This is a genomic window from Alkaliflexus imshenetskii DSM 15055 (genome assembly GCF_000517065.1).
Lineage (GTDB): Bacteria > Bacteroidota > Bacteroidia > Bacteroidales > Marinilabiliaceae > Alkaliflexus > Alkaliflexus imshenetskii.
Genome location: NZ_KI912105.1, coordinates 4,038,155 through 4,050,368 on the forward strand (window position 1 = coordinate 4,038,155; position 12,214 = coordinate 4,050,368).

A 12,214-nucleotide genomic window follows, 5' to 3' on the forward strand; every position below is an offset into this window, starting at 1 on the left:
CTAACAATATTTTCATGAAAAAGCAGAACACTCTAATAATCATCACAATACTTGTCTGGTCAAGTTTCGCAACCATTTCACCAATTAACGGACAAACCAGTAGCTCCAAACTTATATCATTGTGGAACCACGAAACCCATCTTGACATCTCAAGTCTGGTGTCTGAATTGGGATTTAATCTGGTTTGGACACATGACGCGGCATACAACGGACAGCAGTGGGAGGACACGCACATGTACAAATGTCTGCAAGTCCCAGGAGTTGATTATGTTCTTGCTAAAATTGAACGTGCAGCCTGGGGATGGACGCAGGAAGAATCGGTAAGACATGCTAAATGGATTGCCCAGCTATCATTGGAACATAGTGGCATTTTTGGGCTTTACCTAAACGATTTTTACGATGAAATAGAAGATGGAATCAGAACAGAAGAGCAATGGAGGGAGATTATTGAGGCGGCAAAAAGCGTAAACCCAAAACTGAAATTAATTGCACCCCATTATCCGCATCGCAATCAAGGAAGACATGCCTTTGACTTTCCAATTGACGGGATTATTCTAAACATCTGGGGCAACACCCCGGAAATCATGGCAAATGCAGAAGAACATCTTGCGGCAGGATTGGCGCATCACCCAAATCGTTTTGTGATAGCAGGATTATATCTTAAGTCGGGGATGGATGGTGGCAGATGGCTAACTGAAGATGAGTTCAAAAGCGTGCTGAAACACTATGTGACAATGCTCAATAATAATAAAATAGCTGGCGTGCGTATATTTAGTGCAGGCCAGCTTTATGAGCGCCCCGAATATATACACTGGGCAAAAGAGGTGTTTAAGGATATTGATAAGAAATAAAATCTCCCAGAAGTTCTTTAAAATGTATAATAAATGAGCGTTGAAGATTTTTAGACTATTAGATATTTAGACAGATAGACAAGATTATGCAGATTACGAGATCAATCTAATCATTTATTCAACTACCCAATCTGGTAAAAATCTAATAATCATCACATCAATAACGTGTTATTGAAACAAAACACAATTTACTACTTAAACATTTTAGAAAAACTGCGCGGCTGAAATAATCAACCGCGCAGTCTTTTTTTGCGAATTAAAACGGGCCAATGTGCATTAATTCACAACCCTCTCAATGTCCTTGAAATATTTGTATGTTCCAACTCTTAGTTCCGAAACAGCTTCTTCGTCGCACACAATTATGCCTTTGGGGTGCATTTGAAGAACTGTAATTGGCCACATGTGGCTCACAGCGCCTTCCACGGCTTGTTGCAGGGCTCTGGCTTTTCTGTGACCATTCACCATAATAACGACCTCACTGGCCTGCATAATGGTAGCAACCCCAACAGTAATAGCCTTTTTCGGTACCAAACCCGGTTTATCATCAAAAAAACGGGCATTGGCATTGACTGTAGGCTGAGTTAACGTTTTCACACGCGTAACCGACTGAAATGAGGAGCCTGGTTCATTAAAGGCAATGTGCCCATCCTCTCCTACTCCTCCTAAAAACAAGTCGATGCCACCATATTTAGCAATCTGCTCTTCATATCTTAAGCACTCCTCTGAGACATCTTCAGCCAATCCGTTAGGTATGTTTATATTCTCTGGTCGGATGTCAATTGAACTAAAAAAATTATCGTGCATAAAAGTATGATAACTTTGTGGGTGCGAGGAGTGCAAACCAATATACTCGTCCATATTAAAGGTCACTACATTATTAAATGAGACTTTTCCTTCTCTGTACAAGCAAATAAGCTCCTTATAAATACCCAGAGGAGACGATCCGGTGGGCAGACCCAAAACAAAGGGTTTTTCTTTTGTGTGAACATTAATCCGATGTGCAACATATTGTGCAATCCAACTTGCTGCCTGAGCATAAGTATCCTGAATAATCAATCGCATAAGCATACATTTTTTTAGGTTGGGGAATTAAACTCCCCAAACACAATTAGTAATAAAGTGTGATGTTATGCGCGTACCAGTAAAAGAAGTCAGAAAACTTACCTGCCTGTGATGAAGTTCGAGTGCAAATATAGCACATTTTCTTCAACTATAGTCACGCTTTGCGGCATCAATAAAACACTCATGTGAAATATTGATAACCAACTCAATTTTCAACACAAAACCAAGAAACAAACAACTGTATAATTGGCAAATCAGAGAAACTCATATCTGACAAATGCTTCAACGGCCTCGTATTCAGCCATTCCAAGTTCATCATAGAGTTTAGCCGTTCCCCTATTACGCTCTTCTGCTCGTTGCCAAAACTCCCGGTTATCACCGCCCATAAACATGGCTCCATCTTTCTGTGATTGATGCTTAAAAATGGCGTTGCGCTTGCGCATCAACTCATCGGGACTAATTGGAACTGCCATTTCTACCTGATGAATATCCCACTCGTGCCATGCACCGCGGTAAAGCCATACCCAGCACTCCTGCATCCACGCTTCATTTTTAAGCAAGTCGATGGCAGCAAAAATTGCATCAAGACAAACACGGTGCGTGCCATGTGGATCGGACAAATCGCCAGCTGCATATATCTGATGTGGTTTTACCTGACGAATTAAATCCGCAATAATCTTTATGTCTGCATCTCCAATTGGTTGTTTTTCAACTCCGCCGGTTTCATAAAACGGCATATTGAGAAAGTGCACATTATCTGATTTTACATTGGCATACCTACATGCAGCCTTGGCTTCTCCAACTCTAATCAATCCTTTAATTTGCCGTATCTCTTTTAGGTCTACTGCATCATGCCGCTTCTCCGAAAAAAAGGTGCGGATTTTTTTATCCATCGCATCAAAATCATCGGTAATATCAGAGGTCTCAACCCGTTCCTTGAAATCTCTTAAAAAGTCAAGATAACGAAGCACATCGGCATCGCTCACAGCAATGTTTCCCGACACCTGATATGCCACATGCACATCATGCCCTTGATCCACCAATCTAAGCATCGTTCCACCCATAGATATGACATCATCATCGGGATGCGGACTAAAAATAATAACGCGCTTTGGGAAAGGCTCTTTACGTTCGGGACGATTGGTATCATCGGCATTGGGCTTTCCGCCCGGCCAACCGGTGATGGTATGCTGCAAATCATTAAACACTTTGATATTAATACTGTATGATCCGCCTTTCTCCGTAATTAAATCACCCATTCCATTGTCGCTGTAATCTCTGTCCGTAAGCTTCAGAATGGGCTTATTCACCTTAATAGAGAGCCATAAAACAGCCTTTCTGATGAGCCTGTCGGTCCACACCACTGAGTCGAGTAACCAGGGCGTTTGAATACGTGTGAGATCCGCAGCTGCAGCCATGTCGATAACACACTGAACATCGGTGTGGTTCTGGAGAATCGAAGCCGGTACTTCATCCGAGATGTCACCCTCAATAGCTCTGGCCAGAATGGAAGCTTTTCCCTCGCCCCAGGCCAGCAACCTGATTTTGGATGCTTTCATAATTGTTTGAATACCAAGAGTGATAGCCTTTTGCGGTACATTATCCTTGCCAAAGAAGTGTGAGGCAGCCTCGGTGCGTGTCACATCGTCCAACGAAACAAGACGTGTGAGCGAGTTGGCCGACGAACCCGGCTCATTTAATCCTATATGCCCGGTAGTGCCAATTCCCAGCACCTGAATATCAATACCTCCCAACTCTTCAATTTTGCGCTCGATCCACTGACAATGACTGTATATTTGACTCTGCTCCAAGGTGCTATCCAAATAATATATATTTTCATCGCGTAAGTCGACATGCTGAATAAACCGTTCACGAATATTCCGGTTGAAGCTCTGCAAAGCATCGGGACGGATGGGATAATACTCCATCACGCCAAATACAACCACATTGCTAAAACTAAGTCCTTCATTGTGATGCATACGTATCAATTCCGAATACACATCTACCGGAGCTGAACCAACAGCAAGCCCTAGCACACAGATTTCACCTTTCTCTTGCTTCATCCGGATGGTATCAGATATTTCACGTGCCACGGCACAACTTCCCTCTGAGGATGAGTCGTAAATCCAGGTAGGAATACGCTCGTTGCGCGTAATTAAAGCCCTAAGATATGGATCGTTGTGATAGGCATCATTCTTAAACTTGCCAGGATTAGCAAGTTTTTCATCAAAGTTTCTAATCATAAGGCATATTTTTAAAGAATTGATACACTAAAATTAAAAATAAAAACAGAACTATCCTCAGAATATAGTGAATTTATTCGTTGCTATTTCGAATAAAGCTGTCATATGCAGACCCCAGGTACAATTTCAACTTCAACGTTATCAATAAACCATCTATCTGATAATGTTGATTTTAGAATGTTACGATGTGCACAAAACGAAGGTAATTTCTGCAATATCTGATTTGGGAGTCAATTTTCAGATAATTACTTCACAGAAAGCGGATCAATGGCTCGATAAATAACCTCGTGAATTCGGGTTCTTACTTTAAGTTCAGTGAGTTTACGATTAAAAGATTCGGGATGAATCCGGTTTGACAGAAAAACATAAACCAGATCATACTCAGGATCAACCCAAACAAGTGTTCCGGAAAAACCAGTATGACCAAAGGAACGAGGTGTGGCACGTCTGGTAACAGGACTATCTTTAGACGGGTCGGGCTCCGGTTTGTCAAACCCCAAAGCCCTGCGACTCATAGCATGTTGCTGGCGCGTAAAGAATGACACCGTTTCATGATTCAGATACCGCTGTCCACCATAAAGCCCATTATTCAGAAACATCTGCATTAATTTTGCCAAATCATTTGCATTACCAAACAAACCGGCATGGCCGGCGACTCCTCCCATCATGGCAGCAGTTTGATCGTGCACATATCCATGAATCAATTGTCGTCTGAAAGCCCGATCATCTTCGGTAGGCACAATTCGCTCTTTAGGCACTGTGCGCCAAGGATTAAACATCAATGAACCAGCTCCCAAACTGTTATAAAACTGATTGGCACATAAAACATCAAACGATTCATCGGTGAGACTTTCAGCAATTCGTTGCAGTAAGATAAAGTTCAAATCGCTATATCTATAGGTTTGCGATAACAATTTGGCATTGAGCATTGTCAGATGCATAGAGTCACGATAGGCAATATCCAGATAGATGTTTTGCGCTACCGGTACCGAGAAACGTAAATCAGGTATACTCCTGTAAAGATCGTCTCTATACGTCACCGAACGGTTCATAAAAAGGGTATTGTCAACACGTGTGGGATGAGATGCTGTGCGTCGGCGACTAAAGAGTGAGCCATTAAGTTTTTCCTGATCGATGGTTTCAAGATAAAAAGGAATAAAGGCTGGCAGGCCAGACTCATGCAGTAGCAATTGGCGCATGGTAATGGTGCGCTTGTCGGTTTGTCCGGCTTCGGGTACAAAACTGCTCATGAGGTCTGAAAGTCGCCATCGTCCCATGTCATATAACTTCATCATCACAGGCATTGTGGCAGCAACTTTTGTTACCGAGGCTAAATCGTAAATATCATCGAGCAAAACCGGCTGTGCGCGATCATACGTGTGATGGCCAAAAGCTTTATCATAAATAACAACACCTTTTCGGGCCACCAGCACGCGTGCACCTGGAGTGGCTTTCATTTTGATGGCATCCTCCACAATCCTATCAATCAACTGAATGGTGTCCGGATCCACACCTACTTCCAACGGGATGCCATATTTCAAGCGGGTCGCCGCCAATTTGCGGGACAGCCTGGTCATCGAATCTGAGAACAAAGTGGTATTGGATAGAGCGCTAACCTCAATTCCATTAAAAGCAGCCTGTGCGAGCAACTCCCATGAAAAAGCGGTATTTGCAGGGGTAATTAGCAAAGCATCCAATAGCAATGGCAACTCGCGAAACGGCAATAAATCAGGGTCCCCTCCCCACACCATAACAATTTTGGCTTTTGGAAACCGTCCTTTTATTTCTTGCGCCTGTTCTGTAAAATCGGGTTGAAAATTTGTTGCTTCATCGGCAAGCCAAAAAATGAGATCATAATCCCACTGCGCCAAATCATTGTAATCGATTGAGAGATATTTGGAAGCAAACTGCTTAAAAGTTTCCGAATATCGAGCCTGGTGGTAAAAGCCAACCTTAACATCCAAATTAGTAAGCGGTAACGGCTTTGCTACTTCATGCTGAAACAGTTTAATACTGCTTTCGTAAGCATACCGCAAATCAAGTTCTTTTTGAGCATGGGCATAGCGGGGCACTTCCTGCCTTGCGCGTGAATATAGTTCATACTTAAACGCCAGAACAAACTTGCAACTCTTTTCCAGACTCTCGGCCATTAACCAGCGATCCTGAAACGCACCGACCAGACGCCGCAAATCATTCTCATAGTCATTTGAAATAAAAACGGAGCCAGCACCCAATAACTGTTCTACAGACACATCCCGAATGGCAAACTCACGTGTATCGGCAATGGAGATTACTTTTTTACCAAATTGCTGATTGAGAATCAACATCGGCTGCGGGAGACGCACTGGCATCAAGTTAATCATCTGGTTTGGCATTTGATAAACGTTCAGCCCCAATGGTTTGGTAGCATGAGTTGATGCAGCAGTATTATTCGAGGCCCAAAGAAGCGCAGCAGGGGGCTGCCGTTTGTTGTCAGGCAAAACGCCGTTTACCCAATCCGAGTAATTGCTAGAAGAGATAAACGCACCCATGTGCCTACTGACGAGCCACTGCGATAATATACCATATAATTTCACCTGATAGGCTTCATCCATCACCGTGAGCGTTTTTCCTTCAGGAAATGGTAGATATCCCATTCCGACATCAAAACTTTTTCGTACATCGGGCACAAACGCAGCATTTAAAGGCGACGATGGCAATACGGCTGCCGAAGCCAAAATTGATGGGTCCCCTGAAAAGAATCCCGGTTGTGGCAACTGTCTGGACTGACGTTTCAGAAAATTCACATCGTGCGCCTCAACCATCAAAATTTGTGCAACCCGCTGTTCAAGCGTCAATGTATGATAAACCGAGTCGGCCCAACGATAAGCATCATTGGAAAACAGATGCCTGTTAAGTGCGCTGGCGTCATAGCAAATGAGAAATAAAAAAGGAATGATAAAAAATCCAAAAGCCTTCATAACCGCAGTTTCCTGTCCATGTGATATCCAAAGGCAATAATCACAAAACAGAATGAAATGCGCAAGTAAAATAGAATAATTCTGTGTTTAAATAACAAATTAATATTTTCTGTTGATTTTGCTGCAACCTGCTATGCTTTGGGGTACCCGTCAACTGCTGAACCGAATAAAATATTTTCAACTCTTCAATCTTTTAACCGGCAGCACATCTTTTTTAAAATAAAAGTTATATTTTTGATGACAGCCAAAAGTCAATCAATAACATTGAATCTATTTGCAATGACTGACAACCTAAGTAACGCACTTAACCAAAATTGGGAAGATAAAAACATCCTCGTTGTTGAAGATGTTGACACAAATAAGATATTTTTTGATGCAGCTCTGCGCCGCACAAAAGCCAAAATATATTGGGCAAAAGATGGCCAGGAAGCAATAAATATGTTCAAAGAGAACCACATTGATTTGGTTTTAATGGACTTACAACTACCTGTGATGGATGGTTATACGGCCACGCGTGAAATCAAGAAGATTAATGCGGATGTGCCCATTATAGCACAAACCGCCCATGTTATGTCGGGAGAGCGCGAAAAATGTCTGGAGGCAGGTTGTAACGATTATCTTGCCAAACCAATACGTTTGCAGATTTTAATCGATACACTTTCGAAATATCTGAACGATTAGTTACGTTTATCGTTTTAAAGCAAAAAGCAGCCGGGATAATTAATATTCGCGGCTGCTTTGTTTTTTATTGAAATCTGACAAAGATTGTTTTAACATAGATTACATCATCTTTTTTGATACACTCTGACATAATCCACCAGCATAGATGCCGGAAAAATGGAATCATCAACACCATGAAGCCCTCCCCAATTGCCCCCAACCGCTACATTTAGCAGCAAATGGAAGCGTTTGTCGAATGGCCACTCTTCAGAGCCATTACCACTGTTGTTGAAAGTAAATACATGCTCATTGTCCAGAAAAAAGTCAATTCGATCCTCATGCCACTCAATGGCATAAACATGAAACTCACTTTCACTGGAAGGCAAATAGATTGATTCACCCACCTGCGTACCAATGGCATGATTAAAAGCACCGGTGTGGACGGTTACAAAAACCGAATCAGGGTTATAACCCACATGTTCCATGATGTCGATTTCGCCGCTATTGGGCCAACCGCCATACTCCCAATCGGTAGGCAGCATCCATACCGCAGGCCAGATACCCCTTCCACCGGGCACTTTTGCGCGCACTTCCACCCTTCCATAGAGCCAATCACCTTTACCTTTGGTGGTTAGCCGCACCGACGTGTAGTCAAATCCTTGAAATCTTTCCTTTAGTGCAATGATATGCAGGTAATTGCCGTCTGCAAACACATTCTGTTTGCGACCGGTAGTATAAAACTGTAATTCCCTATTACCCCAGCCAAATGCATTACCAACAGTGTCATAATTCCATTTTGCTGGGTCAGGCAATCCTTCGTAACTGAATTCGTCACTCCAAACAAGTCGCCATTCAGTGTCATTTCTTCCACATCCACTGCTCAATGACAAGATGATGACCATGACAAAACAGCACATTGTCTTTATTAATAGATACATAATGTCACGTATTAATAGTTCTCTTCGCTTCAAAAATCAACACCAAAAAATATCCATAGACATCAAATCCACCCCTGAAAAATGAGCTTCCCTGCCAACAGGCAAGTGAAAATACCTGACGACAGGGAAGCAGTTGTCTTTCAATACAAATCAATATTAATCAAACAGATATCTTAAGACTTAAATTACCTTGCAGACTTGATACCTTCCACGTGAGGACCGGCAAGTTCATCAAAGTAAAATGCATGAGAACCACTACCAACTCCGGGATTACACATGATTCTGATTATGTTATAGTAGTTGTTACTATATCTCGGATCGGTAGACACATCAGTAGCATGCAGAGCGGCGTGTAATCCTGGATCCCATGAAAGGTCAGCACTTGGAGCACCTGCAAAGTTATACTCTACAATTTCCCAGGTATCATCCTTTTTAATGGTATATTTTAACTCAACACCAGTTTGCCAGGCATTTCCGCCCATGTCAGTATTTTCAAGTTTCAGAAGAATTTCCTGACCGGCTTTTCCATAAACCATCATTTTGAAAGTTGATATATTCCGCAAATCGAATCTGTAACCAACCGGTAACTGAAGGTATGCGTTTGCCCATTCACTATTGTTTTTGGCATAATGCATTACTTTCATGGTGCGGTTAGGAAATACTCTGGAAGGATTATCAACAATATTCAATACGGCACCATCACCAGAACCCATTGGGGCTAGCACAACATCGCTAAAATTGTTATACATTATAATGTCATTAATAAGGAACTCCTCATAATCAGGATGATTATTAATTACATCAATCACAGTAGTATGCTCAAATTGTCCGATAGAAGTAACAATTGTTACCTTAACAGTATAAGGAGATTTTCTCATGTAGGTGTTAGAAAGTTTCGCATTTCTGTCAGTGGATTCTTTCACTACACCATTGCCAAAATCAACCATAAACTTATTAAAAGTAGCACCTGCGGGAACAACCAAATTGTCTAAACCAACCAGGTAAGTATTTGCACCTGTACCAGATTCGAGCGCTATATCAAAAGTAGCCACCGGAAGAACATATCCTTGAGGGATAAACTTGTAGTGCCATGCATTTCCGTCGCTACCCGTAGCAACAAGTTCCAGTTTATTTTCTTCGAGGGTTATCACGCGGTATCTGTTATTCACAGCACCCACATCAAAAATTGGGAAGATAGGACCTTCACTAGGCACCAGATACAGGTACCAGGTATCTCCTTCTTTATCCAAATTCCATTGTGCTGGTTTGGGTGAGAAGTCAACTTTGTAGTCTGAATCACGCTGCTCCGCATTGCTGAAAGCAGCATCTCCGGCACGGAAATCCTTCACATAACTCGATCCATTATTCACATAGTTGAATGTAAATCCGATAAGTTTGAAAGTCATCACGTCATCATAAAGCACATTTACAGCAGCTTTATTAAGCGGGCCAGCACCCCACCATTCCAGACCATTACCACCGGCAGGACCTACACCAAGGTGTCCCCATGCAAGACTGTCAAGCACCCACGATTTACCATTTGCAGCATCTGCACCTCCCGAAAGAAGTGTCATTTCAGGGCTGGCAAGGAAATCCCAATCGGTTTTATCAGTGGTAACATCTCCTTGAATAGTAGATGCACCACCTCTATTTGAAAGCGTCAAGGTAAAAGTGTATTCGCCTGGCAGAGGGAAACGATGCGTAACCCTGTTGCCTGATTTGCGACTGCCTGCAATCTCCCATGTGGCAATGCCTACAGCAGTAGATTTATTCTCGAAAATATACAGAAACTCGTCATTTTGATCAACAGAAACAGTATATGACATTTGGCTTTCAGCGGGCGCATTACCCATCGAAGGCTTATCGTCCTCCTGAGGCTCACACGCGGTGAACGAGAGGGCGAACAACAGCGCTAAACCTATTAATATTTTATTTTTCATAATCATAAAATTAAATCTGAATGTTTAACAAAGCTTACAAAGGATTTTGCACCAATTTAAACTCGCCTTCGGTACGATCTATTTCGGACTGAGGAATTGGCAAATACTTTTTATTGGCAGTCCATGTTCTCACAGATGAATATTCGGGTAAATTTTCAGTAAGCAGATCTGCATCACCCCAGCGAACCAAATCCCAGAAACGCATACCTTCACCCAAAAACTCGCGACGGCGCTCTAGTTTTATGTTTGCAGCATTCGCGGTAATTGAGCCAACACCTGCTCTTGAACGTATGGCATCCAATGCTGCTTGAGCACTCATACCACTTCCAGCAGGTACGCCGTGGATGGCAATTAGTTCAGCTATATTTAAATAAGCTTCGGCCAAACGGAATATGCGCAGATTGTTTTCATAGTTCAAATCAACATCACCGGGAGGCTCATTGTAGCCAATGCGTGCTGCATATTTTGCCATAAACAGTCCGGTATTTTGAAATCGGGCAACATAATCGCCATCTTCAAACTTATTGATGGATGCATCACGACGTACATCACCCTCTTCATAAATCTCATAAGCCGAAGTACGCACTGGTCCAAAACCCCAGCCACCTTTAAACACCTCATTGGGATCATTCAAATCGTTAGGCGAAATAAATGCAGGAAGGTTTGTTCCGAAACCAGCCCATCCGTTACCCCATGTTTTTCCGCCATACTCACCTGGCAAATGGTTTACTTCAAAAATTGACTCGTTGTTAAACTCACCTTCACGTGGCCAGATACTTGCAAAGTCAACCAAAGCATAACGTCCACTTGAAACAATTGAATTCATATCCTCCAACACTTCGGCATAACGGCTCTGATCTTTCTGATACATTACCACACGTGCTTTAAGCATCTTAGCAGCGGCCTGAGTTGCACGTCCGTCATTCCCAACAGTTGTGCGCATTGGCAGTGCATTGCTTTCAATAGCAGCATCAATGTCGGCCATAATGAAACCGTAGATTTGGTCTGCCGTGTATTGCGGTGCCATATATGGCGCTGGAATATCGTTGGTGAAATAAGGTATATTCCCCCAGAACTTCCATAACCAATGCGTGTAGTATGCTCTTAAAAACAGCGCTTCGGCTCTTAGTTCAGCAACTCGCGCTTCGGTAACACCTATTGCATTTTCACATGCTAGAAGCGCATTGTTGCAACGACTAATACCGCTATAGTAGATCTGCCAAAGACCGATAGGCAATTCTGTTGGTGTGGCATCAAGCAATGAAAGACGATATAACATTGCCTGGTCACCGGCATCACCACCTCCTTTAAATACATCATCAGAGCGGAGATCCGACATAAAAACCACACTGTTGTAGTTTTGAGCAGCATAGCTGTCAAAAAGAAGTATTTGATAGGCTGATGCCAGGTTAGCCATGATAGCGCCTTCGGTGGCATCACCACCTGCCTCTTGAGACTCAGTTGGGCTTATGGTAAGGAAATCTTCGCCACACGCAGTAAAGCCAAGAAGCAAAACGAATGACAATATTCTAATATATTTTTTCATAATGTTGTCCTTTT

8 protein-coding genes are annotated in these 12,214 nt (G+C 42.5%); 2 read left to right on the top strand and 6 right to left on the bottom strand.

Going from position 1 to position 12,214, the window contains the following annotated elements:
• Positions 1–14: 14 nt before the first annotated feature.
• The gene (locus ALKIM_RS0116720; protein WP_026475650.1) at positions 15–851 is read left to right on the top strand and encodes a hypothetical protein; all 837 of its coding nucleotides are present in this window, start codon (positions 15–17) and stop codon (positions 849–851) included.
• Between the two features lie 276 nt (positions 852–1,127).
• Here the strand turns inward: ALKIM_RS0116720 and nagB are convergent, their stop codons facing one another.
• The 3 genes from nagB to ALKIM_RS19460 form a co-directional block, all read right to left on the bottom strand.
• The gene (nagB, locus tag ALKIM_RS0116725) at positions 1,128–1,913 is read right to left on the bottom strand and encodes a glucosamine-6-phosphate deaminase (protein WP_026475651.1); all 786 of its coding nucleotides are present in this window, start codon (positions 1,911–1,913) and stop codon (positions 1,128–1,130) included.
• A 254-nt stretch (positions 1,914–2,167) separates the two neighbouring features.
• Positions 2,168–4,156 carry a glucosamine-6-phosphate deaminase gene (locus tag ALKIM_RS0116730; RefSeq protein ID WP_084555930.1) on the bottom strand — a complete coding sequence of 663 codons (1,989 nt, stop codon included), beginning with the start codon at positions 4,154–4,156 and terminating at the stop codon, positions 2,168–2,170.
• A 245-nt stretch (positions 4,157–4,401) separates the two neighbouring features.
• A complete protein-coding gene (locus ALKIM_RS19460; RefSeq protein ID WP_052345619.1) occupies positions 4,402–7,116 on the bottom strand; it encodes a serine hydrolase domain-containing protein in 2,715 nt (904 codons plus the stop codon).
• Between the two features lie 279 nt (positions 7,117–7,395).
• Here ALKIM_RS19460 and ALKIM_RS0116740 point away from each other — a divergent pair, with 279 nt between their 5' ends.
• Positions 7,396–7,797, top strand: a complete 402-nt coding sequence (locus ALKIM_RS0116740; RefSeq protein ID WP_026475653.1) for a response regulator — start codon at positions 7,396–7,398, stop codon at positions 7,795–7,797.
• A 104-nt stretch (positions 7,798–7,901) separates the two neighbouring features.
• Here the strand turns inward: ALKIM_RS0116740 and ALKIM_RS0116745 are convergent, their stop codons facing one another.
• The 3 genes from ALKIM_RS0116745 to ALKIM_RS0116755 all read right to left on the bottom strand — a co-directional run bounded on the left by ALKIM_RS0116745 (position 7,902) and on the right by ALKIM_RS0116755 (position 12,200).
• Positions 7,902–8,714, bottom strand: a complete 813-nt coding sequence (locus tag ALKIM_RS0116745) for a glycoside hydrolase family 16 protein (RefSeq protein ID WP_026475654.1) — start codon at positions 8,712–8,714, stop codon at positions 7,902–7,904.
• Between the two features lie 185 nt (positions 8,715–8,899).
• The gene (locus ALKIM_RS0116750; protein ID WP_026475655.1) at positions 8,900–10,654 is read right to left on the bottom strand and encodes a PKD domain-containing protein; all 1,755 of its coding nucleotides are present in this window, start codon (positions 10,652–10,654) and stop codon (positions 8,900–8,902) included.
• Between the two features lie 34 nt (positions 10,655–10,688).
• Positions 10,689–12,200: a RagB/SusD family nutrient uptake outer membrane protein gene (locus tag ALKIM_RS0116755; RefSeq protein WP_026475656.1), complete on the bottom strand. Its 1,512-nt coding sequence runs from the start codon at positions 12,198–12,200 to the stop codon at positions 10,689–10,691.
• Positions 12,201–12,214 lie beyond the last annotated feature (14 nt).